The organism is Streptomyces sp. NPDC054796, from assembly GCF_053611545.1.
Genome location: NZ_JBSHAO010000048.1, coordinates 19,907 through 45,913, shown reverse-complemented (window position 1 = coordinate 45,913; position 26,007 = coordinate 19,907). Strand labels below are relative to the sequence as shown.

Annotated in this window: 25 protein-coding genes and 1 pseudogene; 11 read left to right on the top strand and 15 right to left on the bottom strand. The window is 70.6% G+C overall.

Annotation, left to right across the window (positions count from 1 at the left end):
• Window positions 1-104 precede the first annotated feature (104 nt).
• The 4 genes from ACWGJ2_RS30830 to ACWGJ2_RS30815 are packed head-to-tail and all read right to left on the bottom strand — an operon-like array spanning window position 105 to window position 1,477.
• Window positions 105-593, bottom strand: a complete 489-nt coding sequence (locus tag ACWGJ2_RS30830) for a hypothetical protein (RefSeq protein WP_453349567.1) — start codon at window positions 591-593, stop codon at window positions 105-107.
• A gap of 31 nt (window positions 594-624) precedes the next feature.
• On the bottom strand, window positions 625-876 hold the full coding sequence (locus ACWGJ2_RS30825) for a hypothetical protein (RefSeq protein WP_453349566.1): 252 nt from the start codon (window positions 874-876) through the stop codon (window positions 625-627).
• Complete coding sequence (locus ACWGJ2_RS30820; RefSeq protein WP_453349565.1) at window positions 873-1,037, bottom strand: hypothetical protein; 165 nt, start codon at window positions 1,035-1,037, stop codon at window positions 873-875. Before ACWGJ2_RS30820 ends, ACWGJ2_RS30825 begins: the two co-directional genes overlap by 4 nt.
• A 26-nt stretch (window positions 1,038-1,063) precedes the next feature.
• Window positions 1,064-1,477, bottom strand: coding sequence for a hypothetical protein (locus ACWGJ2_RS30815; RefSeq protein WP_453349564.1), 414 nt, complete (start codon window positions 1,475-1,477; stop codon window positions 1,064-1,066).
• A gap of 164 nt (window positions 1,478-1,641) precedes the next feature.
• On the opposite strand from ACWGJ2_RS30815, the gene ACWGJ2_RS30810 reads away from it, so the two are divergent.
• On the top strand, window positions 1,642-2,895 hold the full coding sequence (locus tag ACWGJ2_RS30810; protein ID WP_453349563.1) for a hypothetical protein: 1,254 nt from the start codon (window positions 1,642-1,644) through the stop codon (window positions 2,893-2,895).
• Complete coding sequence (locus ACWGJ2_RS30805) at window positions 2,892-3,452, top strand: N-acetyltransferase family protein (protein ID WP_453349562.1); 561 nt, start codon at window positions 2,892-2,894, stop codon at window positions 3,450-3,452. The genes ACWGJ2_RS30810 and ACWGJ2_RS30805 overlap by 4 nt, the downstream gene beginning before the upstream one ends.
• 18 nt (window positions 3,453-3,470) lie before the next feature.
• Here ACWGJ2_RS30805 and ACWGJ2_RS30800 read toward each other — a convergent pair whose 3' ends face one another.
• Window positions 3,471-4,661 carry a serine hydrolase domain-containing protein gene (locus tag ACWGJ2_RS30800; protein WP_453349561.1) on the bottom strand — a complete coding sequence of 397 codons (1,191 nt, stop codon included), beginning with the start codon at window positions 4,659-4,661 and terminating at the stop codon, window positions 3,471-3,473.
• 259 nt (window positions 4,662-4,920) lie between these two features.
• On the opposite strand from ACWGJ2_RS30800, the gene ACWGJ2_RS30795 reads away from it, so the two are divergent.
• On the top strand, window positions 4,921-6,327 hold the full coding sequence (locus tag ACWGJ2_RS30795) for an MFS transporter (RefSeq protein ID WP_453349560.1): 1,407 nt from the start codon (window positions 4,921-4,923) through the stop codon (window positions 6,325-6,327).
• 48 nt (window positions 6,328-6,375) lie between these two features.
• On the opposite strand, the gene ACWGJ2_RS30790 is transcribed toward ACWGJ2_RS30795, so the two are convergent.
• Window positions 6,376-6,972, bottom strand: a complete 597-nt coding sequence (locus ACWGJ2_RS30790) for a TetR/AcrR family transcriptional regulator (RefSeq protein ID WP_453349559.1) — start codon at window positions 6,970-6,972, stop codon at window positions 6,376-6,378.
• 181 nt (window positions 6,973-7,153) lie between these two features.
• Here ACWGJ2_RS30790 and ACWGJ2_RS30785 point away from each other — a divergent pair, with 181 nt between their 5' ends.
• Together ACWGJ2_RS30785 and ACWGJ2_RS30780 are read left to right on the top strand one after the other, a co-directional pair.
• A complete protein-coding gene (locus ACWGJ2_RS30785) occupies window positions 7,154-8,743 on the top strand; it encodes a class I adenylate-forming enzyme family protein (RefSeq protein ID WP_453349558.1) in 1,590 nt (529 codons plus the stop codon).
• A gap of 52 nt (window positions 8,744-8,795) precedes the next feature.
• Window positions 8,796-10,019, top strand: a complete 1,224-nt coding sequence (locus ACWGJ2_RS30780) for an acyl-CoA dehydrogenase family protein (protein ID WP_453349557.1) — start codon at window positions 8,796-8,798, stop codon at window positions 10,017-10,019.
• An 18-nt stretch (window positions 10,020-10,037) separates the two neighbouring features.
• Here ACWGJ2_RS30780 and ACWGJ2_RS30775 read toward each other — a convergent pair whose 3' ends face one another.
• On the bottom strand, window positions 10,038-10,385 hold the full coding sequence (locus tag ACWGJ2_RS30775; RefSeq protein WP_453349556.1) for a hypothetical protein: 348 nt from the start codon (window positions 10,383-10,385) through the stop codon (window positions 10,038-10,040).
• Window positions 10,386-10,696: 311 nt separating this feature from the next.
• Here ACWGJ2_RS30775 and ACWGJ2_RS30770 point away from each other — a divergent pair, with 311 nt between their 5' ends.
• A complete protein-coding gene (locus ACWGJ2_RS30770) occupies window positions 10,697-11,185 on the top strand; it encodes a hypothetical protein (protein ID WP_453349555.1) in 489 nt (162 codons plus the stop codon).
• Between the two features lie 37 nt (window positions 11,186-11,222).
• Here ACWGJ2_RS30770 and ACWGJ2_RS30765 read toward each other — a convergent pair whose 3' ends face one another.
• Genes ACWGJ2_RS30765 through ACWGJ2_RS30740 form a run of 6 tightly spaced genes read right to left on the bottom strand, consistent with a single transcriptional unit; the run spans window position 11,223 to window position 19,086 of the window.
• Entirely contained in the window at window positions 11,223-13,748 is a 2,526-nt protein-coding gene (locus ACWGJ2_RS30765; protein ID WP_453349554.1) for an aminotransferase class I/II-fold pyridoxal phosphate-dependent enzyme, read from the bottom strand.
• Window positions 13,745-14,731, bottom strand: coding sequence for a 4-hydroxyphenylpyruvate dioxygenase (hppD, locus tag ACWGJ2_RS30760; RefSeq protein WP_453349553.1), 987 nt, complete (start codon window positions 14,729-14,731; stop codon window positions 13,745-13,747). The genes ACWGJ2_RS30765 and hppD overlap by 4 nt, the downstream gene beginning before the upstream one ends.
• 5 nt (window positions 14,732-14,736) lie before the next feature.
• Window positions 14,737-16,038, bottom strand: coding sequence for a hypothetical protein (locus ACWGJ2_RS30755; RefSeq protein ID WP_453349552.1), 1,302 nt, complete (start codon window positions 16,036-16,038; stop codon window positions 14,737-14,739).
• A 5-nt stretch (window positions 16,039-16,043) separates the two neighbouring features.
• Window positions 16,044-17,474 (bottom strand): DUF6002 family protein, encoded by a 1,431-nt coding sequence (locus tag ACWGJ2_RS30750; protein ID WP_453349551.1) that lies wholly within the window; start codon window positions 17,472-17,474, stop codon window positions 16,044-16,046.
• Window positions 17,464-18,444 (bottom strand): ATP-grasp domain-containing protein, encoded by a 981-nt coding sequence (locus ACWGJ2_RS30745; RefSeq protein WP_453349550.1) that lies wholly within the window; start codon window positions 18,442-18,444, stop codon window positions 17,464-17,466. The genes ACWGJ2_RS30750 and ACWGJ2_RS30745 overlap by 11 nt, the downstream gene beginning before the upstream one ends.
• A gap of 33 nt (window positions 18,445-18,477) precedes the next feature.
• The gene (locus ACWGJ2_RS30740; RefSeq protein WP_453349549.1) at window positions 18,478-19,086 is read right to left on the bottom strand and encodes a class I SAM-dependent methyltransferase; all 609 of its coding nucleotides are present in this window, start codon (window positions 19,084-19,086) and stop codon (window positions 18,478-18,480) included.
• A gap of 404 nt (window positions 19,087-19,490) precedes the next feature.
• Between ACWGJ2_RS30740 and ACWGJ2_RS30735 the strand changes: the two genes are divergently transcribed.
• Both ACWGJ2_RS30735 and ACWGJ2_RS30730 read left to right on the top strand, forming a co-directional pair.
• Window positions 19,491-20,276, top strand: a complete 786-nt coding sequence (locus tag ACWGJ2_RS30735; protein WP_453349548.1) for a class I SAM-dependent methyltransferase — start codon at window positions 19,491-19,493, stop codon at window positions 20,274-20,276.
• Window positions 20,276-21,646 carry a hypothetical protein gene (locus ACWGJ2_RS30730; RefSeq protein ID WP_453349547.1) on the top strand — a complete coding sequence of 457 codons (1,371 nt, stop codon included), beginning with the start codon at window positions 20,276-20,278 and terminating at the stop codon, window positions 21,644-21,646. The genes ACWGJ2_RS30735 and ACWGJ2_RS30730 overlap by 1 nt, the downstream gene beginning before the upstream one ends.
• A gap of 42 nt (window positions 21,647-21,688) precedes the next feature.
• On the opposite strand, the gene ACWGJ2_RS30725 is transcribed toward ACWGJ2_RS30730, so the two are convergent.
• Window positions 21,689-22,984, bottom strand: a complete 1,296-nt coding sequence (locus ACWGJ2_RS30725) for an MFS transporter (RefSeq protein ID WP_453349546.1) — start codon at window positions 22,982-22,984, stop codon at window positions 21,689-21,691.
• Between the two features lie 226 nt (window positions 22,985-23,210).
• On the opposite strand from ACWGJ2_RS30725, the gene ACWGJ2_RS30720 reads away from it, so the two are divergent.
• The 3 genes from ACWGJ2_RS30720 to ACWGJ2_RS30710 all read left to right on the top strand — a co-directional run bounded on the left by ACWGJ2_RS30720 (window position 23,211) and on the right by ACWGJ2_RS30710 (window position 24,664).
• Window positions 23,211-23,630, top strand: coding sequence for a DUF3592 domain-containing protein (locus ACWGJ2_RS30720; protein WP_453349545.1), 420 nt, complete (start codon window positions 23,211-23,213; stop codon window positions 23,628-23,630).
• Window positions 23,631-23,774: 144 nt separating this feature from the next.
• The gene (locus ACWGJ2_RS30715) at window positions 23,775-23,999 is read left to right on the top strand and encodes a hypothetical protein (RefSeq protein WP_453349544.1); all 225 of its coding nucleotides are present in this window, start codon (window positions 23,775-23,777) and stop codon (window positions 23,997-23,999) included.
• A 5-nt stretch (window positions 24,000-24,004) separates the two neighbouring features.
• Window positions 24,005-24,664, top strand: coding sequence for a Clp protease N-terminal domain-containing protein (locus ACWGJ2_RS30710; protein ID WP_453349543.1), 660 nt, complete (start codon window positions 24,005-24,007; stop codon window positions 24,662-24,664).
• 446 nt (window positions 24,665-25,110) lie between these two features.
• On the opposite strand, the pseudogene ACWGJ2_RS30705 reads toward ACWGJ2_RS30710, so the two are convergent.
• A pseudogene (locus ACWGJ2_RS30705) lies at window positions 25,111-25,859 on the bottom strand (transposase).
• Between the last annotated feature and the right edge of the window lie 148 nt (window positions 25,860-26,007).

The window sequence follows — 26,007 nt, the reverse complement described above, 5'->3', positions numbered from 1 at the left end:
CCGGCGTGGGCCCTGGCGCGGGTCCGGGCGCCGTCGCGCCCACGCCGGGACGTGGGGCCCGTCCCCTGGACCGCTGCCGACGGTTTCCCCAGGGGACGGGGGTTCTATGGGGCGACGGTGGTGAGCTGGAGTGTGCGTCCGCCGACGAGGGGTGCCGTGAGGATGACGGTGCGTCCCTCGTGTTGCAGGGCCTTGCCGATACGGGTGTGACGGGCCTGCCACCAGTGGCGGGGCGCGAGCAGGGTGGACACGCAGTCGCGGGGTTCGCCGTCGACGGCGATGCGTTCGCTCTTCTCGCGCAGGCGGAGGGCGTGGCAGGCGTAGCCGGTGAGGAGCGTCGCGAGGTTGCCTTCCATGATCTCGATGACCTGCCCGGACGGCAGGGGGCGCGGGTAGCTGGTGAGGAACGCGGGCCCCTGCGGCAGCTCGTACATGAGCCGTACGGCACGGTCCTGGATGCGGCGCATGACGAAGCGCGCCTGCTGGCCGTCAAGTACGGCAACGGGGAACCCGGAGGTGGTGGCCCAGCCGTGGGGGTCGTAGAAGACGTCGTCGGGGTCGGCGGGGATGAGAACGGTGTGGTCACGCGGCACGGGGCTGCTCCAGATCAGTTGCGGGTGGGGGTCACGGTGCGCGCAGGGCGGGCGCGGCTTCGGTGTCGTCGGCGCGGCGTTTTCCGGCGCCAGTGAAGACAGTGATGGCACGGGCCACGGTCTCCCCCGTGACCTCGGCGCGGATCGCCGCGAGGGGGAGGTAGGCACCGTGCCCCGGACACAGCCACACCGGCTCATGCCACGGATAGCGCGCGGTGGGCAGATAGCGCATGACGGGGCCCACGTGGCCGCCGCTCTCCACCTCGCACTGGGGGCGGGTCACCGGTCCGCCTCCGGCCTCGCGGCGCGGGCCTCGTCCTCAGCGGCGATGTCGGCCGCGCACCCGTCACACACCTTCACCGGAACAGTGCGCGTGCGTGTCTGCGGGCTCGCGCCCCGCTCGTCACCGGAGTACAGCTCAAGGACCGTCTGCGTGCCGGGCACCCGACAGCACCGGAAACAGCGCGGGCTCACCGCCCGGCCCCACTCTCGCGGGGCCCGTGCTCGGCCCGGATCACCGCATCCAGCACCACGTACAGCAACCGTGCGTCCGTGAGCCCATGCTCCGCCCAGCCCCGCACCCAGTGCGTGAAGGACGAACGGGTGCACCAGCCAGGCGGAACCGTCAGGTGCTGTGTGCTGCTGAGCAGTTGTACGCACGAGGTCTCCGGTACCACCCACCCCTGTGTCGTGCCGGGCGGTACCAGCCAGGTGAGCCGGTACCCGTACGGGTCCCGGATGACCGCCCCCGACTCACGACCGAGCCGCACCAACACCCGCTCCCCCAGATACGCGGGCACGACGGCGGCATCCCACCACACCCCCGCGGGCAACAACTCGGCGGCGACCCCGGCAGGCGGGGACCACTGGGTAGTGAGTGGCACAGTCGGGCCTCCTGGTCCTTCGGGGAGCTTGTTGACCAGATAACCGCGTGAGCCGGTCCGCCAGGCCGGGCGTTTCGGAGCCGTTTCGTGCGCTCGGACCGGACGTTTTGCCTTTCAGGGCCCATAGGCGGGTCTACCGTCGAATCGGAAGAAGGGACACGGACATGAGCGGCGAGCGGCAGCGGAACAGGGCACTGGAGGAGCTGTTGCGCACGGACGGGTGGACGCGTGCGGGCCTGGCGGATGCGGTGTGCACGGCGTCGGCGCAGCGGGGTGTGCCAGTCGTGTGTACGGACCGGCATGTGCGGCGCTGGGTGTCGGGTGAGGTGCGGTGGCCGCAGGAGCGGTATCTCGTGCCGCTGCAACAGGTGCTCGGCGTGCCGCCAGAGGCGATGGGGTTCGTGCCGCGCAGCGCGGTGCCGACACCCGCTGCGCCCCTGCCGCCCGCTCCCGTCGTCGCGGGGGCCGGGCCCCGGCGGCGCACGGTACTCGCGGGAGCCGTGGCGGGGGTTTTGCGGTTGGAGGAGTTGCCCGTGCGTGGGCATCTCGCTGCCGCCGACATGGAGCGGCTGAACGGCACGTTGGCGCGGCTGAGCGCGCACTTCAACGGGATGGGTGGAGGAGCGACCCGCGCGGCTGCGAGGGAGTTGCTGGTGCGGCTGCGGGAGACAGCGGGGGGCTGTACATACGGGCCGCGGGCGGAGAGCGAGCTGTACGCGGCGATGGCGTCGGCGGCGGGGGGTGCGGGCTGGGCGGCGGCCGATTGCGGGAGGCGGCGGGAGGCCGGGCGGATGCGGCACGATGCGCTGACGGCGGCGCTGCTGTCAGGTGACCGTCTGGCGGTGATGCGGGCGTGGGGGGACTTGGCGGTGCAGGTCGAGCGGGAGGGGCGGCCGTGGGAGGCGGCACGGATCTGCCGTAATGCGCTGGCGGACCGGCACGTGCGCTCGTATCCGGCGATGGCGACGCTGCTGCACGCGCGACTGGCGGACTACGCGGCCGGAAGCGGGGATGTGCGGGCGATGGGGCGTCATCTGGCGGCGGCGGAGCGCGTCGACGACCGCCGCCAGGAGCGCGCGGGCGAACCGTCGTGGCTGGCTTTTCTCGGCGCGGGAGAACTGCGGGGGCTGGGGGCGCTGGCGCACCGGGCGGCGGGGCAGTACGGGCAGGCGGAGGCCATGGCCATGGAAGCGGCGGCCCTGACGTCGGCGGCGGGGATGGCGCGGAACGCGCTGTACTACGGCGTGGTCACCGCCGAACTCCAGTGGACGCAGGGACACCGGGAGGCGGCGACGGCCACGGTAGCGGGGCTGCGGGCGGGCCCTGGCGCGGTGGTGGACCGCGTCTCCAGCCCCGCCGTCGCACGGCGGCTGCGGGTGCTGGAGACACGTCTCCAGCACGCGGGCGGTGCGGGATGAGCGGCCAGCGGTCCGGGCAGCCGGTGCTGCGGCGCCTGGGCGGAGCGGAGGCCCGTGCGGAGCGGGAGCGGCTGCTGGACCTGCATGACGAGGTGTACGCGGGGAGCGGTGACGCGCTGGAGCCCCGCGAGGCCTTCGCGCCGTTCTTGGACCACTGGTCCGCGCGGCACGACTTCGCGGCCGTCGCGGCGACGGTCGGCGGGCGGCTGGTCGGGTACGCGTACGGGGCTCCGCTGAGGGCGGGCTCAAAGTGGTGGGACGGCGTCAGCCCCCGGCCGGACGAGGCGTTCGTGGCGGAGGACGGCCGGCGGACTTTCGGGTTCTCGGAGCTGTTGGTCGACCAGGCGCACCGGGGCACTGGGCTGGCGGAGCGGCTGCACCGGGAGCTGCTGGAGGGGCGGCCGGAGCGGCGGGTGGCGCTGCTGGTGCAGGCGGAGCACACACGGGTGGTGGCGCTCTACGAGCGGTGGGGCTACCGCCCCGTCGGAACATGTCGCCCCTTCGACGGGGCACCGTCGCTGCTGGCGATGGTGCGGCCTCTGCCACTGGGCGATTGAAGGACGCGGCCCCCGCCCTCAGCCCAGCGCGTCGAGGTGTGTGCCGATCTGGAGGAAGGCGGGGACCAGCGGGGCGGGCGGGACGGACGGGGACATGACCTGGGAGGCGAAGTGGACGATGACCAGGTCGAGTTGGGGTGAGACGAACAGCCGTTGGCCGTGGATGCCGCTGGCCATGAAGGAGCCGTAGGGGTCGTTGAGGACCCACCACAGGTCGTGGTACGAGAGGTTGGCGGGCGAGTCGGGCGGCGCGGCGGGGAAGCGCACCCGTCGGGCGTAACCGTCGGGGACACCGCTGACGATGGTGGTGGCGACGGCCTCGGGCACCACTTGGCACCCGCCCACCGCTCCGCCGCAGCGCAGCATCTCGCCGAGCCGGGCGACATCGCGCGCGGTGGCGCTGAACCCGCCGCAGGCGGCCTCGACGCCCTCGCTGTCGAGGACGTAGTACGCGTCCTCGTCCGCGCCGAGCCGGGACCAGATCAGCTCGCTGAGCAGCGCGGACGTCGTCAGCCCCGTCACCCTGCGCAGGACTTCGGCGAGGGCCTCGACGTTGCCGTTCTCGTAGCGGAAGGCGGTGCCGGGCGCTCCGGTGGCCCGCGCGGTGGAGAGGTGTTCGCGGATGCTGGTCGGGCCGTGGTAGCCGTAGGGCCGCATCTGGGGAGCGATGACCGCCTGGTAGCGCTGGGCCTCGATCGCCTTGTCGAAGGTGCGGCCCGCATAGCTCATCTGGGTGCCCATGTGCAGCAGGTCGTCGATCCGCGCGGCGCCGAACGCGGTTTCCGCCAGCTCGGGGACGTACGCGGACGTGCGGGCCGAGCGGTCCAGTTCGCCCTGGTGGGCGAGCGTCGCCGCCAGGAGCCCCAGGTACGACTTGGCCGCCGAGGCGTTGAAGTGGGCGGTCTCCGGACGGGTGCCGTGCAGGTATGTCTCGTGGACGACGGCGCCTCGGTGCAGCACCAGCAGGGCGTCCGTCTGCGCCGCGGCGAACAGTTCGGGCAGCTTGAGCGTGCGCCCGTCGGGTGCGGTGATCGCGACGGAGTCGATGCCCCCGTCCCGCTCGGGCAGCTCCCGGCGCTGCTCACGGCCCCGCCACACGCGTCGGCTCGGCGAGAGTTCGCGGCCCGCTGATGTGAAGCGGCGGATCCAGTCGGGGTCGGAGTATCCGCGGGTCCACTTCAGCTCGCCCAGCGGGGCCGTGTGGGGCATGGGGTGCGCTCCCGTTCCGTTCAGGTTCAGTTCACAACTTCCGTACGTGGCTCTCGTTAACGTACAGATTGTTCAGCAGATTGGACAGGGTGCGGTCGGAGTCGTTGACCGGAAGACGACCGACCGTTACGTTGCCAAATCAGTTGCTCACTACCGGACAACTTGTTTGGAAAATTCGTGCGTCGGGCCTGCGACCTGCGCGGGGGGACATGCGCAGCGACGGCCGTACGACCCTTCTCTCCGAGTCGCAGGAGTACCCATGGCCAACCCGCCACCGTCCACCGCACCCCTCGACGCCGACGCGGATACCGGCCCTGCCTCCGGCTCCGAGGCGGCGTCGGCACCCGTCTTCGACCGGCGGCACGCCTGGCTCATCGCCGCGATGATCGTCACGTTCATGATCATCAACTTCGCGGACAAGTCCGTGCTCGGCCTCGCGGCCGTACCGATCATGGAAGAACTGGACATCAGCAACAGCACGTACGGCGCGATATCCAGCTCGTTCTCGATCCTGTTCAGCCTGTCCGGGCTGGTCGTCGGGTTCGTCTCGGCGCGGATCTCCAGCCGGGTGCTGCTGTTCACCATGGCGATGCTGTGGGCGGTGGCCCAGCTCCCCGTCCTGGTCATGGCATCGGTGTCGACGCTGGTGGCGGGCCGGGTGCTGCTCGGCGCCGCCGAGGGACCCGCCACGTCCATGTCGATGCACGCCCTGTACAAGTGGTTTCCGCTGGACCGGCGCGGCCTGCCGTCGGCGTTGCAGATCAGCGGGGCCGCACTCGGCACGCTGATCGCGGCGCCGGTCGTCACATGGCTCATCACCAGCTTCGGCTGGCGCTCGGCGTTCGCCGCGCTGGCCGCGACGAGTGTGGTGTGGAGCGCGATCTGGTGGAAGGTGGGGCGCGACGGGCCGTACGGCGCCGCCCGCCCCGCCCGCGCAGGGGCGACCCGTGACGGTGCGGCACGCAAGGGTGCGGTACGCGAGAGTGCCGCTCCCGCGCCGCCCCAACAGCGGCTCCCCTACCGTCGGCTGCTGACCAACGGCACCGTGATCGGCAGCATCGCCGGCGCCTTCGGCGCCTCGTGGGCGATGGCCCTGAGTCACGCGTGGCTGCCCGTCTATCTGCGGACCCAACTGGGCCTGACGCCGGGCACGGCGGCCACGCTCATCAGCGCCATCGCGGCCTTCAGCCTCGTCCTGCTCCTGTCGGTCTCACCGCTGGTGGACTTCCTGAACCGGCGCGGAGTGTCCACCCGCTGGTCGAGCGGGGTGCCGCAGGGCATCGCCGTCATGGCCGCCGGTGTCGCCATGGCGACGCTCTCGTTCGCCGACGGGCAGGTGCTGGCGATCGTGCTGCTCGCCCTGGCGTTCGGCGGCCACGCCATCGTCTTCCCGCTGCACTACATGACCACGGCCGCCGTCGTACCGCCCCTCCAGCGCGGGGCGCTCTTCGGCATCGTCGCGGCCAGCGGCACCCTGCCCAACCTGATCGCCCCCTACCTCACCGGGCACATGCTGGACACGGCGGACTCGCAGAGCGCGGGCTACACCAGCGCGTTCCTGCTGACCGCGGCCGTCATGCTGCTGACCGGCCTGGTGGCGCTGCTGACCATCAGGCCCGAACGCGACGCGCGGCGCCTGGGGCTGCTCAAGGACTCCGCCGCCTGAGCGGGTCCGGGCCCGCACGGCCCCGTGCCCGGTCAGGCGAGGGCCCGCTCAGTCCTGGGCGTCGAAGCCGCTCGCCCAGTACCGCCCGCGCATCGCCAGATCCAGAAGCATCCGTACGACCTCCTCGGCCGGGAGCGACGGCGTGTCCTGCTCCGCCCACCAGCGCAGCACCGCGACCTGCTCGCCGACCCAGACCCGGGCCAGCAGGTCCGCGTCGATGCGCGGCTGTACGCCGTTGCGCTCGGCGCGGGCCCGGAACTCCTCGGCCGTGGCCCGCGCGCAGGCGTCGACGAACATTTGCAGCGGCTTACCGTCGCCCTCGCCGCGCAGCACGATCCGGTACAGGTCGCGTTCCTCGCGGGCGTGCCGCAGCATCTCCAGGACCGGCTTGCCGGTGAAGCCCACCGTGCTGTCGGCCACCGCGGGGGCCAGGCGTTCGGCCAGCGTTTCGAGCAGGTCGGACGTCACACGCGCGAACAGGTCCTCCTTGTCCCGGAAGTGCGCGTAGAACGTCGCACGCGCGACGTCGGCACGCTCGGTGATGTCCTCCACCGTCAGGGCCGTGAACCCGCGTTCCAGGACCAGTTCCACCAGGGCCCCGCCCAGCAGGCGTCGCGAGCGCCTGATCCGTCTGTCCTCGGCCATCGTGCCCTCTCCTCGCCTGCCGCCTTCGGTGCGCGCACCAGTGTAGGAGAGCCTTGACACCCAAGCAGTTAATGAACAGCCTGTATGTAATTGATCGTGTTGTAAGCCCCCGCTCATCGCCAGGCCACTGCCACCACCGCCACCGCCACCGCCATCACCACCGCACCGGGAGTACGCCCTCATGAACCTCGGCACCTATCTGTCCCGCAGCGCCCGCTACTGGCCCCAGGAGACGGCCCTGGTCAGCGGGGAACGGTCCTCGACCTTCGCCGAGCTGGACAGGGTCACGAACCGCCTCGCCTCCGCGCTGGCCGCCCGCGGCCTGCGGCCCGGTGACGCGGTGGCGTCCCTCGCGTGGAACCGCGGCGAGCTGGTGGAGGTCGAGTTCGCCCTCTACAAGGCGGGGTTGACCCGCGCCCCGATCAACGCCCGCCTCGGCCGCGGCGAGATCGAGCACATCCTGCGCTACGCCCCCGTACGCGCCCTGGTCTTCGACGCCGCGCACCGCGAGGACGCGCTCGCCGCCATCGCCGCCGCGGGCACCGGCTGCCTGCCCGTCCCGCTGGACCCGTCAACGGACCCGTCGACGGACCCGTCCGGAACCCCGCGAGCGGACGAGGCCGCCTACGACGCGCTGCTCGCCGAGGGCGCGGACGACCCGTTCAGCGTGGACGTCACCGAGGACGAGCCCTGCGTCCTGAACTTCACCTCGGGCTCCACCGGCGCGCTCAAGGCAGCCGTGCAGACCGTCGGCAACCGGCTCGCGAACATGCGCAAGCAGCTCATGAGCGACGAGTCCAGGCCACGCGCCGGCAGCCGCTATCTGGCCTGCGGTCCCATCACGCACGCGACCGGAATGGGCCTGCTCGCCGGTGTCTTCGGCGGGGCCACGACATATGTGCTGCCCGCCTGGAGCCCGGAGAGCTTCCTCGCGACGGTGGAGAAGGAGGCCGTCACCGCGACGTTCCTGGTGCCCGCCATGCTGAGCATGGTGCTCGCCCACCCCGGCGCGGCCGAGCGCGACCTGTCGTCGCTCACGAGCGTGCGCATCGGCGGCGCCCCCATCTCACCCCAACGCCTGCGCGACGCGGTGGAGTTCTTCGGACCCGTCGTCGCGCAGGGGTACGGGCTGGGCGAGACCACCAGCGTGGTCGCGGGCCTGAGCAGCGAGGAGATCGCGCGCGCCGTCAAGGAGGACGCCGAACTGCTCCAGTCGTGCGGGCGTGCCGCGTACGACACGGAGATACGCGTCGTCGACGAGGCGGGCCGGGAGCTGGGCCCGCGCGAGGTCGGCGAGATCATCGTGCGGGGGCCCGACTGCGTGCGCGAGTACTGGAAGGAGCCCGAGCTGTCCGCGCAGACCTTCCGGGACGGCTGGGTGCACACCGGGGACCTGGCGTGGATGCGGGAGGACGGCTATCTGTTCCTCGTCGACCGCAAGAAGGACATGATCATCTCCGGCGGGTTCAACATCTACTGCACCGAGGTCGAGGCCGCGCTCTACGAGCATCCCGCCGTACAGGAAGCGTGCGTGATCGGCGTCCCCGACGAGAAGTGGGGCGAGGCGGTCAAGGCCGTCGTCGTCACGCAGCCCGGCGCGACCGTCACCGCCGACGAGCTGACCGGCTTCTGCGCCGAGCGCCTGGACCGCCTCAAGAAGCCCCGCTCCGTCGACTTCGTGGCCGAACTGCCCCACAACCGGAACGGCAAGCTCGACCGCAAGGCCGTGCGCGAACCGTACTGGGCCGACGCCGCACGCCGCGTCAACTGACCCCCGCCTGCCCCTCCCCGCTTCCGCTTCCGCCCCCGATCCTGGAGTCACCGTGCCGTTCAGCCTGCACCCCACCTACGATCACGACCCGCGCCTGGCCGAACTCGTCGAGCGGCTGCGCACATACCTCGACGGCGAGCTGGCCGACTACGAGCGCGAGCGCGGCCTCACCCGCGAGAGCCGCCTCACCCGCGCCGACCTCGAACCGGTGTGGCGGCGCAGCCGCGAGCTGGGCTTCTACGGCATCCACCTGCCCGAGGAGTACGGCGGGCAGAACCTCTCGTTCAGCCGACTCGCCTCCCTCAAGGAGGAGATCGGTGCCAGTGGCCGGGTCCTGTCGCACAGCGTGCTCGGCGACATGGGCGGGCCGCTGCGCGCGGGCGACATCCTCAAACACGCCACCGCGCACCAGTTGGACACGTACCTGCTGCCGCTGATCCGCGGCGAGCGCGCCTGCTGCTTCTCCCTGACGGAGACCGACGCGGGCTCCGACGTACGCTCCATGCGCACCGTCGCCGTGCGGGACGGCGACGACGGCTACCGGCTCACCGGGCACAAGGTGTTCTCCTCGGCCGGACCGTTCGCCGACTTCGCGATCGTGGTGGCGCGCATGGCCGGAACCGGCGAGCGGGAGGGCGAGAAGCCGGAGTTCTCCGCCTTCCTCGTCGATCTGGACAGCCCCGGCTGCCGTGTCGAGGACGGTGCGACGCCGATGTCCGGGGAGCACATCGAGAGCGACATCGTCCTGGACGACTGCCATGTCCCGGCCGCCAACCTGTTGGGCGAGGAGGGCAAGGGCATGCGCATCGCCCTCGGGCGGGTCACCACCAACCGGCTGCTGCACTGCCCCACCGTGCTCGGCGCCACCCGTCGCGCCCTCGCCCTGACCCTGGACCGCACCCGCAACCGCAAGGTCGCGGGCGGCCGGCCGCTGCTGAAGCTCCAGGCCATCCAGCACAAGGTCGCCGACATGGCCACCGGGCTCTACGCCGCCCGCTCCATGACGTACGACGCGCTCGCGGCCCTCGACGAGGGCCGCGAGGTCCACAACGAGGCGTTCATGTGCAAGCTGTTCGTCGCCGAGTCGTCCTTCCGCGTCCTCGACGAGGCCGTGCAGATCTTCGGCAAGGAAGGGCTCACGCAGGGCAACGAGATCGAGTTCCTCTTCCGGAAGATCCGCATGTTCCGCGTCCTGACCGGGACGTCGGAGATCCAGCGCAACGGCATCGCCAAGTTCCTGGCCTTCGCGGAACCGGCCCGGCCCGGACCGGCCTGATCGCGCTGGGGAATCGCGCTAGGAGTACGTTTCGATCGAGCTGCTGGGGACCCAGCCGCACCAGTCGTTCGTGCGGTCCGAGTACTGCACCTTGGTCCACGAGCCGTGGAGCCCGTAGATGGCCATGGTGGCGCCCTTGTAGACGGTCTTCAGCGTGGCGGACGAACTGTCGTAATTCTTCTTGATGGCCACCGAATCCGCGGTCACCCTGGCCCGCAGACCGAGCGGATCGCCGGGACACAGCCCCTGCACGCCCCGCACGGAGTCCGCACTCTCGGCCGCCGCCAGGGCGGGCGCCGCGCCCAGGGATCCGAGCAGGGTCGCGGAGACGACCGTCACGCCGAACAGCCGATGCAGCTTGCCCATCGAGTAACCCCTCACTTCCACATGGCGGGGGCCGTCCCGCCTCCGCCTCCATGACCTTCCGGTTCCAGAGTTCCGGCTCCGTGCTGGGGCGGCCAGGCTTTTCAGCTCTGACGAGAAAGCCCAGGCGGCGAGGGGGAACGGGGTGTTCCCGGGCAAGGTGAGGCCGAAAAGGTGTCGTTGACGCGCGGGGCACCTACGGCAATCGTTGTTGCGGCGGAGGCCGCTGCGACGAACAGCGCTTCCGTCCGGCACGGGAGCCCGGTGACGGACACCGGCGCCGAGCCACCATGACATCAGGGGGAGTTGCACATATGCGTATCAAGCGCTCGGTCATCGGTGTTCTCGCGGTCCTTGCCTGGATGCTGGCAGCGGCCCTCGCGGCCGGTCCCGCCCAGGCCGCAACGTCTTCCGAGCACGCGGACGGGGGCACCGTCCTCACTCTGCCCCCGGCACCCGACGACGCCTCCGCAGCCCGCTCTGCGGCGGTATCACCGACGATCACACCGGAGGTCCGCACCGAGCACGGGCAACCGGGTAACGATTACGTCTGCCCTGCGGGCAACCTCTGCACGGTCGTCTGGGACCCGACGACCTCGGACTACAAGGTCTTCTTCCTCTACACCTGCCAGAAGTACGCCCTGTCGGACTGGGAGGGAACGGGCAACTACTGGAACGGCCAGACCGGCAACGTCACCTCCTACTTCTACGGGCAGAGCGGCAACGTCCTGAAGTCGTTCCAGCCCGACGCCGCCAACCACGCCCAGGACTGGTCCCCGGTCTGGTCCATCCGCAACTGCTGACCCGGCAGTGCTCCCCGCGCCGCCCCGCGGGGCTCTCTCAGCTCGTCCCGTCCGTCCCCGACTCGGATTTGATGAAGCGGGCCAGTCTGTCGATGCCCTCCTTGATGGAGTCCGGGGTGAGGTAGCTGATGGACAGGCGGAGGGCGGATTCGCCGCCTTGGTTCAAGTAGAAGTACGACATCGGGGTCCAGATGACGCCGAAGTCCTCCGCCGAGCGGGTCAGTGCCGCGTTGTCCGTGGGGAAGGGGACGTCGAGGGTGAGGAAGAAGCCGCCGGTGGGGGTGTTCCAGCGGATGCCGAGGGCCGTGCGTTCGGCTGGGGGGAAGCGCTCTTCGAGGCGGGTGAGTACCGTGCGCATCGCGTTGCCGTAGTACGCGGCCGTGTCGGCGTTGAAGTCCGAGGGGCGGCCGTCGGCGGCGAGGAGCATGCCCGCCACTACGGCCTGACTCACCGCCGACGTGTTGACCGTCACCATGCTCTTGATCTTCGCCAGCTCGTCCGCCAGCAGGCTCGCGCCCCCGCCGTCGCCGTGCACCGGCTGGTCCGCCACGGCGAAGCCGATCCGCGCGCCGGGGAACAGCGTCTTGGAGAAAGACCCCAGGTGGACGACGCTGCGGGTGCGGTCCAGGGACTTCAGGGTCGGCAGCTGCCGGCCGGGGCTGACGGAGCGGTACGGGCTGTCCTCCAGGATGAGGAGGTCGTGGCGGGCCGCCAGCGCGAGGAGTTCGTGCCGCGTCTCGACGGGCATCGTCGCGCCCGAGGGGTTCGCGTGGTCGGGCGTGACGTAGAAGGCGCGGGGTCTGCGTCCGCGTGCGCGTTGGGCGCTGAGCACCGCTTCGAGGTCCGCGCAGCGGAAGCCGCCGGCGTGCTCGGGGACCGCGACGGCCTCGACGTCGAGCAGCCGGGCGGCGCCCGTGATCCCTACATAGCAGGGGTCGGGGACCAGCAGCACGTCGTCGGGCCCGGCGATCAGCGCGCGCACCGCGAGCAGCATGGCCTCCTGGCAGCCCGCGGTGACCACGATGGACTCCGGCGGTACGTCGATGCCCTCGTCGCGGCGCAGCGTGTCGGCCACCAGGTCGCGGATCAGACCGCTGGTCGGGCCGTACTGGAACACCGTGTCCCGCACCTGGTCAGGGGAGTGGCCGGTGGCCGTCAGGTGGTCGAGGTAGCGGCGCAGGTGGTCGAAGATCTGCTCGGAGCGGAAGAAGCCGCCGTAGGGGCGGCCCGGTGCGAAGGAGATCGCCTCGGGGTAGCGGCTGGTGATCTCGTTGAGGAAGTTCATCGTGCCCAGGAGGGGGTCACGGACGCTGCCGTGCAGGTCATCCCTTCGCAGGACCTCCGTCCGCGCCTCCTCTCCCCGAGGCTTCGCTGTTCGCGCCTCCTCCCCTCGCGCCTCTTCTCGTCGCGGCTCTTCTCGTCGCGGCTCCTCCGTGCGCGCCTCTCCCCCTCGCAGGCCGTCCCGCGCGGACGGGCCCTGCGCGGGCAGAGCCGTTCGCGGTGCCAGCAGGTCCGGGCCCGCGTCCGACACCGAGGCGGTGCCGCAGAGCGCCATCGCCTCCGTCAGCTCGTCGGCGACGAGCCCCAGCACCCGCGCCACGCCCTCCTCCCCGCCGACGGCCAGCCCGTGCAGCACGGGCCGCCCCAGGAGCACGGCGTCGGCGCCCGACGCCAGCGACGTCAGGACGTCGGCGCCGCGCCGGACGCCGCCGTCGATGAGGACGGGGCAGGCACCCGCGACGGCGGAGGCGATCTCGGGCAGCGCGTCGAGCGTGGACGGAGCGCCGTCCAGCTGGCGTCCCCCGTGGTTGGAGACGATCAGGCCGTCCACGCCCGCGTCGACGGCCCGTCGGGCGTCGGCCCCGCCGAGCACCCCCTTCAGGAGCACGGGGAGCGAGCTGACCGACCGCAGCCAGCCGATCACCGACCAGTCCAGTGCCGCGTCGAACTCGGCGAGCGCGTGCTCCATGGGCGAGCCGAACCCCGTACCGGATTGCTCGAGGTTGGCCGGGCGGACCGTCGGCGGGAGCGTGAAGCCGTGGCGCAGGTCCCGCAGCCTGCTGCCGAGGCGCGGTGCGTCGACGGTGAGGACCAGTGCCTCGAACCCGGCGCGCTCCGCGCGGTGGATCAGCTCCCGGGTGAGGGAGCGGTCACGGAAGCAGTACACCTGGAGCCAGAGCGGGGACGTGGCCGCCGCGGCGATGTCCTCGAAGGTGCGCCCCGCGAAGGTGCTGACGACGAACGGCAGTCCGGCGGCTCCGGCAGCCCGCGCCGTCGCGATCTCGCCCTGGTCGTGGACCAGGGTGTGGTACGCCATGGGCGCGACGCCGACGGGCGCCGCCCAGGTGCGTCCGAGGACACGGGTACCGGTGTCGGGCAGGCCGACGCCCGCCAGCACCCGGGGCAGCAGTCGCGCCCGCTCGAAGGCGTCCGCGTTCGAGCGGAGTGTGCGTTCGTCGCCCGCGCCTCCCTCGATGAAGTCCCACGTCTTCACGGGCACGGCCGCGCGGGCGCGTTCGGCGTAGTCGGCCAGGGTGAGGGGACCGGGGCCGGTGTCCGTCACAGCGCCGCCTGCCGGTCGCGCTCCACCGCTTCGTACAGCGCCCGTATATTGGCGCTGCCGAACCCCCGGGAGCCCCGGCGCTGGATCAGCTCGTAGAAGAGGGTGTTGCGCTCGTACGGTGAGCGGCTGAACAGCTGGAGCAGGTAGCCCCATTCGTCGCGGTCGGCCAGTACGTGCACGTCCCGCAGCTCCGCGATCCTCTCCGGCATCTCGGTGAACCGCTCCTGGAGCATGTCGTAGTACGAGCCCGGCGTCTCCAGGAACTCGACGCCACGGGCGCGCAGTTCGCGCACGGCCGGGACGATCTCGTCGGTCAGGAACGCGAGATGCTGCACGCCGGGGCCGCCGTTGCGTTCCAGGAACGCGTCGAGCTGCCCGGAGCCCTTCGCCGGGTCCGGCGCGACCAGCGTGAAGGTGATGCCTCCCGACGCGCCGCGCACGACGATCGAGTCCATCGCCTGCCCGCCGACGTCCACGTACTCGGAGGAGTAGCGGGCGAGCCCGAAGGCGTCGCGGTAGAAGTCGGCGAACTGGTCGAGCGTGCCGCCTTCGAGGCAGACGGCCACGTGGTCCAGGAGCCGGATCCGCTCCGCGCCCGTGGGCCGTGGCGACGGCGACGGCGACGGCGGTGCGGGGAGCAGCGTGTGGCGTACGCCGCCGAAGCCGAGCACGGCCGGGGCTCCGCTCCCTGAGCCGACGGTACGACCGCCCGCCGCGAGGGCCGCGTCCCGTGTCGCGTCGACGTCGTCGCAGGTCAGGGCGATGTCCGCGACGCCGTCACCGTGCCGGTCGAGGAACCCCAAGGTTTCCGGGCCCGACGTGACGACCAGCCGTACGTCGCCCTGCGCCAGGTGGACGGAGCCGCGTCCGGTGCCGGGACGGTGGCCGGTCCGGGTGAAGCCCATGGCCGAGACGAAGTAGTCGACCATGGCGGCACCGTCGGCGGTGTACAGCTCGATGTAGGCGATGTCCTGTGCGGACACGGGGGTTACCTCCTGGAGGATGCCGGGGCGGGAGCGGGGGCGGCGGTGCGGGACGACGGCGCCTGGAGGAAGGTGTCGAGGTCGATCAGCCGGACCCGCTCCACGCCCGGCGACTTCGCCGAGTAGTCGAGGCGCGCCGGCCGCTCGGCGTCGTGGAAGTAGACGGCCTCCAGTTTCCCGCCTCCTCCGCTTCCTCCGCCGCCTCCGCCCCGTGCCTCGGCGAGCAGCGGATTGGCGACGAGGAAGTCCCGTACGGCCGGAGTGTCATGGCGCACCCGCAGGCACAGCCGCTTGCCGCCGAAGTGGTTGGGCGGCAGCACGACCCGGGTACCGAAGCGCCGCTTCCACTGGTACGTGCCCTTGCTGAGGAAGGGCTCGGTGCCCTGGAAGTCCAGGTGGTCGACCCCGTTGTCGGCCGCCCACCCCACCAGGAAGTGGTAGATCGCCTTGAAGGCACCGCTGTCGTAGTGCTCCTGCGCCCCGTCCCGCACCCCGAGCAGCCGGAGGGTCAGGGTGCCCGAGCGGGGGTCCCAGTGGCAGAGCGCCCCGCCGACGGGTTCGCCGCCCTCGCGCAGCATGAACAGGCGGCCTCCCCTGAAGAGGCACTCGTAGGACGTGGGCTTGTTCTCGGTCCGCTCGCGCTTGCCGTGCCGGTGCAGCATGGTGGGCCGGTAGTAGTGGTCGTAGAAGGCGTCGAACCAGGCGGGGTCCTGGCACACCTCCCAGCTCCAGTCCCGCTCGCGCAGGCTGCGGCGGTGCTGCGAGCGCTCGCGCTTGGAGAACCGTCGGCTGACGGTCTCGGCGTCGGCGTCGGTGTCGACGACGAAGTGCACGCGCATCGGCACGATGAGGGAGGCCGTCGAGGGTAGCCTGCGGGCGCGGGCAGCGCTGGTGCCGACGATCACGATGTCGGCGTCGGGCAGCGCCTCGGGCCTGGTGAGGGCCCGGCCCGTCACCAGCTCCGAACTGCGCTGGGCGCGCTCTTCGCCGCCTTCGCCGCCCTCGCGGCGCAGCTCGGTGAACTCCAGGGTGTACGCGAGACCTTCCGCGAGGCCCGCGTACGCGACCGAGAGCCCACCCAGCTCGGAGCGGATGGCGGGGAAGCGCGCCCGGTCCCGGGTGTCCCACTCCGTGCGCAGCCGGACGAGGAGGGGGCTGTCGCTGTTGCGCCAGCGGTATCCGGCCTGCATACGGAGCCGCTGCCCCAGCGGCGAACGCGGCGGGTGCGGAGGGTGCGGCGGACGGCTCGACGGGTCCTGCGGCGGGCGGCTCGGCGAGTGCCGGTGTGCGCCGGTCACGCCAGTCACGCCGGTCACAGCGCGGTGGCCTGGAGGACGACGTTCCGCAGGTCGTCGACGCCGTCGACCCGGTGCAGCTCCGTGGCGGACAGCGCGTCGAAGTCGCCGACGGCGTAGCTCCCAGAACCGTGCACGAGGATGTCCCCCTCCGGACTCCCCGCCGGACTCCCCGCCGGGCCCCCTTCCGGCACGAGGTCGCGGTCGAGCGCGTTGAGCGCGCCGACCACGGCCATGACGAGGGACCACTCCCGCACCTCGCGCGGATCGGCGGGCAGCCGCACCTCCGCGTCGGCGAGGATCGACCTGACCTGCGCGTACCGGTTCAGGCACTCGGCCAGGGAGACCACGATGCCGCCGCCGCCCTGCTTGCCGATCAGCTCGTTCATCCGGGCCGACGTCGGCGGTCTGCGGGTGTAGAAGGTGCTGTCGAGCCGTTCCTGCGGGTCGAAGGTGACGGCGGGAAAGCGCGGGTTCTCCGCCTGCGCGTACAGCCCCGACACGCTCTCGTAGGTGTAGCGGGGCGCGAGGGCGGGGTCGGTCGCGCCGTCGTTGTAGAGGCTGAGCACCATGTCGGGGGCGCCGAGGTGCTGGACGAGGAAGTAGCGGGGCGGTGTGCGCGCGGGCTCCGGCTCCGTCCCCGCCTCCGTACGCGACTGTCGCGGCAGCCGCGACAGTTCCGGCAGCCGCTGCCATCCGTACGCGTGGCCCAGCAGCCCGTACGCGCTGGAGACGGCGTGCACATGCAGGCGCGGAGCGCCGCCCGTCGCGGGGAAGAACTCGTCCTCGGCCAGGGCGCGGACCACGTCGGCGGCGAGGTAGTTCTCCAGTTGGAGGGTGTACCAGAGGTTCGTCTTGCCGCCGCGCTCCAGCGCCGTGCGGTGCTCGTCGATGACGCCGCGCGCGAGCGTCTTGACCTCGCCGGGCTCGGCGCCGTGGTGGACGGCGACCGGGTTGCGCGCGCGCAGGTCGGGGTCGGTGAACAGTTCCGTCCTGCGCAGCTTGGGCACGGACCCGGCCGGGACCACGGTGGTGATGTTGAGCTGGTCGGCGCCGACGAGGCCCGTGTTGATGGCCCGCAGCACGGCGTCGCGCAGCGCGATGGCCTTGTTCGCCGACGAGGGGGTGACGATGGTGACGCGCTCGCCCGTGTCCTGGATGAAGCGGACGGCGCGGGCCACGATGACGAGCGAGGCGAACGTCTTGGTGGTCATCGTGGCCGGGTTGCGCGTCAGGTCGAGGAGCGCGAGGTTCCGCCCCTTGTACGGCCGCATCGGGGAGTGGGCGAGCGCGGAGGCGCTGAGGAACTCCCTTACGGCGGGGGTGAGTTCGGGCAGCTCGACGCCGGGCGTGAAGTCACCTGTGCCCTTCTGGGACGGGGGCAGCAGTTCCCTCAGCGCGGTCTGCACCTGTCCGTAGTAGTGAGCAAGCGCGCCCTCAAGAAGCATGTCCCGTCCTTTTCGAAGCCTTACGGCGCTGGTTTCCGTTGAATTTGCGCTCGATCCAGGAGAAGAAGGCGTCGGCCACCATGGTCAGTTCGGGCTCCGGAAGCACCAGGAACCCCCCGTGCGCCGTGCTCCACTCGTTGAGCACCGGGCCGTTCTCCGTCAGCAGCCAGTCGACGCACAGGTACTCGGCCTGGAGGCTCTCGGCGAGCGCGCGGCAGTGGCCGACCACCTGCCGGTGCTCCTGGGTGGCCTCTGACGTACCGCCCAGGCTGATGTTGGAGATGTATCCGCCCGGCTGCGGCCGCTTGCTCAGGGAAGTGACCACCTCCCCGTCGGCGACATACACGCGCATGTCGGCGGTGTGCGGAAGGTAGGGCTGGATGATGTAGGGGAGCCCGCTCTGGGCCACGATGTCGAGAGCCGACACGAGCTGCTGAGCGGAATCCACCCGCAGGACGCCGATGCCCATGGTGAGTTCCCTGGGCTTGACGATGTAGGGCCCGGGGCCGATCTCGCGTTCCACCTCGTCGAGCACGAGGTGCGCGTACCTTCCGAAGGGGACCGCTATGGTGCTTGCGGTCGGCACCCCGAGTTTTGCGGCATGCTGCAACAGTGACAGCTTGTCCCGCTCCAGATAGTCGGGGCCCGATATCGCCCGGTTCAACAGGACGGAATCGCTGGCCTCTATTGTCCGGTATACGGCCCGCATGGCGGCGAGCGCCTGCGGGTCAAGGCTTTTGTCGCCCACGATGAAGCACTGCCGCTGCGCCAGCAGATCCTCGCCGTGATGACGCAGCACGGGTTTTCCGAGGCACGACGGTATCAGCTCGGCGGCGCCTATCACCCGGAAGTCGAAACCGCGCGGCTCGGCGACGGCCGAGTATTTCTCCGTGAGCCCCTTCTCGAAACGCGCGGCAGCGGACGCCGTATAGTCGCCGGACTGATATATCCATGTGATGGTCTTGCGCACAGCCGAATCCTCCGCTTTCCCCCGAGGGCGCGATCACTTGACGGCGAGATATCCCTCGAAGCACAGGCTCTTGTGCACGATCCCGACCGACCTGAATCCGGCCGCACGGAGCGCGTCCTGATTCTCCTCGGAGGTCGAGGGTTCCAGGACCGAGCGGATGCTGCGCGACTTCGCCATGACCTCGCCCGGCGTGAAGCCGTGCTGGAGCTTGTAGTCGAGGTAGAGCTGGCCGATGAGGTCCTGCAACTGCCCGTCGGGCTCGCGCACCTTCTCGAAGAGGACGAAGGCGCCTCCCCTGGCGAGCCTGTCGTAGATGGACCTGATGACGTCGTGCCGCTCCTCCAGGCGCAGGAACTGGAGCGTGTAGTAGGAGATCACCAGGTCACAGGGCTCGAACCGGTAGGCCATGAGATCGGCCTCGACGAATTCGACGCCGGGTATCATCCCGCACTTGCGGGCGGCCTCGGCCACCATCGCCTGCTCGATGTCGATGCCGATGACCCGGCGGATCTTCTTCGCGTGCCGCTGCGCGATCCGTCCGGCGAGTGTGCCGGTGGCCGTGCCCAGTTCGTAGATCAGGCTGTCCTTGCGGACAAAGAAGTCGGACAGTTCGAGAATGAGGTCGTGGCATTCCGCGTACATGGGGACGCTGCGAGAAATATGCTCGTCGAATGTCCGGTACACCCCGCCGGAGAAGGTCCATCCCGCAAGCCCAGCGGAGAGGTCGTCTCCGATTTCCTCGGGGACTTCCGAACCTTCCTTCTTGGCTTCCGCCTTGCCGTTTTTCGTGCGCGTGCTCTCGGTTACCGTGCCCTGCCCAGCAGTGTCCACTTTTACCCCGTATTGTTAGCGTTCTTTACGCATGACTGTGAGGTTGTACCGTGCACCGACTGATTTCGATCGCACCATGAGCGGGTCTGCGGGCGCAACAAGTTTTCCGCTCCTCGTGCACAGTGATCTGCGTCACATGGAGGGGAGGTTTCGCCGGGGGGTGGGCCGGGGTAGTTCCGTTCCGCCAAATTTCTAGATTCACAGGGGGAAAGGCAATGCCGGGTCGTTCGCCTGACAGTTCCACTGATGAGGACGGGCCCAGCGGGTTCGACGCGGCATGGGCCGAGCAGTATTCACGTCGTTATGCGGACCGGGAGAACGCGCGCGACGTCATTGACTTCCTGCTGAAAAGGGGCGGCGAAAGCGGCACCTATCTCGACCTCTGCGCCGGAGTGGGCCGCATCGGGATTCCGCTGGCCTCGCGCGGGGTCCATGTGACGGGGGTGGACAACGCGCCGGCCATGCTGAAGGTCATGGCGGAGCAGGGCGCGTCACTCCCCGTGGAGACCGTCCTGGAGGACTGCGCGGCGTTCCGGCTCGACCGCGAGTTCTCGCTCGCCTACGTCACCTTCAACTCCCTCTTCCAACTGGACAGCAACGCGGCGCAGCAGGCCATGCTCAACCGGGTGGCGGCTCATCTGCTGCCCGGCGGGACGTTCGTGGTCGAGGCGTTCGTGCCCCGCCCGCCCGCCGCTTCGACGCTGACAGGGCCGGAGACCACCCACCTCACCGGCTCCCGCGTGGAGTTCACCTCACGCAAGTGGGAGGTGCCGGAGCAGGTGCTCTGGGTGCAGCGCATGATCGTGGAGGAGCCGGGCGACGTCCGGCTCCGGTCGCTGCGGTTCCAGTACCTCTTCCCCCCGCAGCTCGACGCCATGGCGCGACGCGCCGGCCTGGAGCTGGAGGCCGAGTACGCCGACTGGACCGAGGGCCCGCTGCGCGAGGACAGCGACAACCGGATCGCCGTGTACCGGCGCACCGACGAGAACACGCGCTCGTGATGCCCCCGTCCCCTCCCCCGCGCCCGTCCCCCTCCCCCTGGTACGGGTCGGCGTCGCTGCCGCTGGGCTCGCGGCGCCCGGTGCCGGAGCTGGTGCACGACCTCGTCCAGGCCGTCGACGACGGCGAATACGTGCACGTCGTCCCGATGTCCCCGACCGCCGTGCGCCCCTTCGTCCTGCCCGACGCCTCCTACCGGGAGCTGTTCACGGCCACGTCCCACCTGCTCGGCCTGCTGCGCCGGACGCTGCTGGAGGCGGCGCCGACAGCGGCAGGACGTATCGCAGCGCTCCGCGCCGACGAGGCGGTCTACCCCCTGGTCATGGAGGGGCAGATCGAGGAGGAGTACGCGACGTGGAGCGCGCGTCCCGACCTCGTCGTCGACGCGGAGGGCCCGAAGTTCCTGGAGTTCAACATCGGCTCGGGCCTCGGCGGCGTCGTGGACACGTCGCTGCACTCGGCGGCATGGACCGAGGGCTTCGGCGGCGCGGCCCTGGCCCCGTTCCACGGGGCCGACCCCCTGGCCGTGCGCGCCGACGCGCTGGTGCGCGCGGTGGAGGACCTCGGGGCCAAACCGGCCGTCGCCGTCGTCGGCACCACCCGGGACCTCAAGGGCAGCCGCCCGCACCGCTATTGGGACGTGCAGCTCGAACCGCTGCGACGGCGCGGGGTCGAGGCCGAGTTCTTTGAACCGGAGGACCTGCTGGAGGGCATCGGGGAGCCGTCGGGGCTCCGCTACGAAGTGGGGCTGCGCCACTTCACCATCCCGGAGTGGCGCACGCTCGGCATCGACCTGTCACCCCTGCGCACCGCGCTCGACTCGGGGCTGAAACTCCTCGCGACCCAGACCGCCTATCTGATAGCGAACAAAAAGGTGCTGGCCTGGATTTCCGAGGGGCGTCCGTGGATGACGGCCCTGGACCGCGAGGCCGTCGAACGGTATCTGCCGTGGACCCGCGTCGTCGCCGACCGGCCGACCTCATGGCGGGGCGGCACCCATAAAATCCCGGAACTGCTCCTGGATCGTCCCGAGGAGTTCGTGCTCAAGCCCGCCATCGGCATGAGCGGACAGAACATTCTGCTCGGGCGCGCCTGCGACGAGCGGCTGTGGCGGGACACCGTGCGCGACGCGACGGCGAACGGCGACTACATCGCGCAGGAATACGTCCAGCCGTCCCCGTACCCCATGGAATTCGCCGAAGGCGAAGGCCCCGGCACCTTTGAGGCCGAGGTCTTCCCCGTTTTCAGCCCCTTCCTCTTCGATCAGCGCCCGGCCGGTTGCATGGTGCGCCATCTTCCGCCGGGGCACGGGGGCGTGGTCAGCGTCCACGGCCACCGGGCGCTGTCGTCCGTGGCATTCTCCGGCGGCTGATTCCGGCTGTCCCGGCTGTCCCGGCTTTCCCGGCTGAGCCCGTCACTCGGCGACGGCGGCGGGCGCGAGGTTCCTCTTTATCTGCACCGCCCAGACGAGAAGTGCCGCGAGAGCGACGGAGAACACCGCGGTGGAAATCCCGACCCGGATACTGAAATGGGTGGTCAACGAGCTTGCCACAAGGGCGCCCAAAGGCACGCCGAGCCCGGAGGAGAAGGTCCTTCGCGTGGTGTTCACGCGGCTCTGCATTTCCGGCGGGGTCACCTGCTGGCAGTAGTTCATCGTGTTCACGAGAACCATCAGATAGACGACTCCCCAGGTGGTGATGGCCACCATCGCGACACGCCAGTCCGTCGTCAGCACCACGAAGAGGCCGAGGAGGGAGCCGAGCGGCAGGACCACCAGCAGCACCTGGAACGAGCCGAGCCGCTGCCTGACCTTCGGCAGCAGCAGCGCACCGCCGATGCCACCGGCGCTCCAGGCCGTGTAGAGGAGGCCGATGCGGGCGTCGGAACCGGACAGCCCGAGGCCCCGGTTGGCGAAGACGACGAGCTGCCCGATGATCGCTCCGCCGGAAATGGACTGGAGGGTGCCGACGACGGTCATGATGCGCAGCGTCGGCTGCACCCACAGAAAACTCAGCCCCTCCTTGATGGATTTGCGGTAACCGGGCCACTTCGCCATGCCCTTGCTGGCCGCCGGCTCGCGATAGGTGACGCCGCGGATGCAGAGGGCCGAGGCGACGAACGTCAGCGCGTCGACGGCGATGGAACTGGCCGCGCCCACCAGGGCGATGAGCGCGCCCGCCGCAGCGGTACCGGCAATGCGGACCACCGTCGAGGAGCCGTACAGATAGCTGTTGGCCTTGGTGATGTTCTCCTTCCCTACAACAGCGGGGACCAGGCCGTAAACCCCCGCTTCGAAGAAGAGGGCGCCGCTGGAGGAAAGGATGGCGGCGATCACGATGTGCCAGACGGTGAGCGCGCCCAGCATATGGGCCAGCGGGATACTCGCCAGGGAAACCGCGCAGAGGACATCGGCCAGAATCATGATGAGACGGCGGTTGAACCGGTCCGCGACGGCGCCCGCGACAAGCCCGAACACCACATAGGGAATGGTCTCCGCAGCAGCGACGAGCGAGACCATGAAAGCGGACTGCGATTCATGGTAGGCCAGCACAGGCAAGGCCACCATCGACATCGCCGAACCCAGTCCGGAAACCGTCCGGGAGAGCCAGAAATAGCGGAAGCTGGGGAAGTTGAGAGGAGAGGAAGAGGAGATCGTCGTCGGTGGATTTTCCTCTTCGGCCCGGGCGGGATTTTCCGGAGACGAGGTCATGAGGGTTTATAGGCAGACTTCTGAACGGGAGTCAAGAGAGGGCCGGACGGGGCCGGATGGCCGAGGAGGGGCGGCGGCAGTTGTACGGGGCACCTGGTATAGCGTCCCTCCGGCTTCCGGCAACCGGCCCGGAGTCGGCGGGGGACGGACAGGCGGGGCAGGCGAGAGGAACGATGTGCGGATTCAGGTGCGCGGGCGGGGAGTTCCCCGGTGGGTCCCGTTCGGGGTGATCGCGTTCGGGACGCTGTTCCTGGTCATCGGACTGATCGTGGCGGGGACATCGGTCTCGTTCCTGACGAGCGCGGAGCGCGCCCAGGGCACGGTGGTCGATCTGGAGTGGCGCGTCAGCCACACGGAGTCGTCCCGCAAGAAGCACGGTGACGACAAGCCCTCGGCGTACCCGGTGGTCGAGTTCACCTCGGCTGACGGTACGCCGAGGACGTTCCACAGCTCGACGGGATCCAACCCGCCCTCGTACGAACGGGGCGAGCGGGTGGAGGTGCTGTACCGCGCCGACGCGCCCGAGGACGCGCGGATCAACGGCTTCGCCTCGCTGTGGCTGCTGCCGCTGATCTTCGGCGGGATCGGACTGCTGGCCGCGGGGATCGGAACGGCCCTCGTGGTGACGAGGCGAAGGCGGCCGTAGGGCAGCACTCCGGCACTCGACGGTCCGGGGCGACCGGGGCGACCGGGGCGGCGCCCGGCGTGAGTGCGTCTGCCCCGGGTGCGACACACCCGTCGCGTCAACCATGGTTGACAGGTGCCCGCTTGTCATCCTACGTTGACAGACATGGCCGGATCGGAAGCGAAGGAAGCGGTGGACACCGCGGAGGCCGCACTCAGCGGGGATCCGCGTGTCGGGTTGCGGGCGGTGGCCGCGCTGCGGCGGCTGACCGAGCGTCTGGAGGCGCTCCAGGTCGACAGCGCCCGCGCACAGGGCTGGTCCTGGGACGAGATCGGGACGGCACTCGGCGTGAGCAGGCAGGCCGTACACAAGAAGCACGCGAGGAGGTAGGGACGATGTTCGAACGGTTCACCGCACAGGCGCGGTCCCTCGTCATCGGGGCGCAGAAAGAGGCGCGCGGCCTCGGGCACGGGTGGATAGGCGCCGAGCACCTGCTGCTGGCGGCGCTGCGGCGGCCCGACGAGCCGGGCGCGGCCACGCTCGTACGGCTCGGGGTCACCGCGGAGAACTGCCGCGCGGCGATCGCGGGCGTGGCGGGCGGAGAGCGCGACGCGCTGGGCCCGGAGGACGCGGAGGCGCTCAAGGCCCTCGGCATCGACCTCGACGAGATCAGGCGCAGGGCCGAGAGCGCCTTCGGCGAGGGCGCCCTCGACACGCCCCCGCCGGGGCACGGCGACAAGCCGCGCAGGACGCTGCCCTTCGGGCGGCGGCGCCGGGGCGAACCGGAGCGCGGCGGCGACGGGACCGCCGCGAGCGGGGGCCGCGCGGCGGACGGCGGGCGGCACATCCCGTTCACGGGCCGGGCCAAGAAGACGCTGGAGCTGGCGCTGCGCGAGGCCATCGCGCGCAAGGACCGGCACATCGGGGTCGAGCACGTGGTCCTCGCGCTGCTGCGCGCGGACGACAGGATCAGCCAGGGCGTCTTCGCGCGACTGGGCGTCGAGCCGAAGGACGTCCGCGAACTGGTGCTGGCGGACCTGCGTACGGCCGCGTAACACGGTGCGGTGTGGGGGCGTGGCCCGTGGAGGCGTGGCCCCGTCTGGCCGTGCTCCGTAGAGACGCGCCCGGTGCAGGGCGTTTCTGATGGCTCTTGGACGGTGTCGCAGAGCCAGATGACGATGACTGTGACGGCGAGGGCACCGTTGAAGACGTAGTCGCGTTTGTCGTAGCGGCTGGCCACTGCGCGGTACTGCTTCCACATACTGATGCGCCGTTCGGCCGCGTTGCGCTGACGGTACTGACCTGGGTCGAAGACGGGTGGCCTGCCGCCTATCCGGCCGCGGCGCCGGCGGTTGGCGCGCTGATCGTCAGGTTCGGCGATGGTGCCCTTACTGTGCCGACCGCGCAGGTGGGCGTGGTTGCTGCGGCTCATGCGCCGAGGGCCGTCCGAACGCGCAGGGCGCGAGGTGCTCGGCATCTCGACCCTAGGCAGTGAGCTGTTTCAGCGTTGCCGCTCCAGGGTGAGGTGGCCGCGGTGATTGGCGACATTCGATTCGGACTGCACCGCGACCTGCGGAAGATCCGCCAGGACTTCAGCCGTGCGACGCCGCGCTCGACCGGCGCCCGTGCCGCCGATAGCGCACGGTTGACGGTTTGCTGGGTCGGTGTGAGGTCGCGTCCCGGCGGGCGTCTGAGAGGTGTCGTCACCCAGGGTCCGGCTCCCACGTAGGCGCGGTCGGCGAGGATGGGGACGCCCTGGCGTTCGCAGATCCGGATGATCCGGTGGGTGCGGGCCGCGGTGAGGTCGTGTGCGCGACCGGGCAGGACAGGCGAGGTCCATAGCAACTGTCCAGCCGGGTCGGTCACCACCTGCACGTTTACCCCGTGTCGGCGGTGCTTGTGGGAGAAGTCGGCCCGGCTGTCGCCGACTCGATCGCACTCCGCGAGGGTTCCGTCGACCAGCACGTAGTCGGGGTCGGCTTCGCGCAGAGCCCGCAGGAGCCCGGGTGCGCGGTCCGCGAGTAGCGCGATGACGGCTGTCGTGTAGGCGTGGGCGGTGCCGACGGAGATGCCGAAGCCGACGGCGAGCTGGGCGAGGGTGTCGTGCCGGCGCAGATACACCAGGCCGGCCAGGGCACGCTGGTGCGGTGGGAGCTTGCAGCGGCGGTCACCCTCGCGGGTGACGATGAGCATGGTGACCCACTCGACCAGAGCGTGAGGCAGGTCGAGTGCGGCAGAATACGGAACCAACGCGGCTCCTGTGCATGTGGGTTGAGACTTCGAACACCTCCCCCAACGGCACGGGAGCCTCGTGCGTTGCGGGCACCGATCCCGTCACCCGATCAGTGGACACACTGAAAACGCTCAGTGCGTGAGTGGCGGTCCAGGTTCGCCGCCG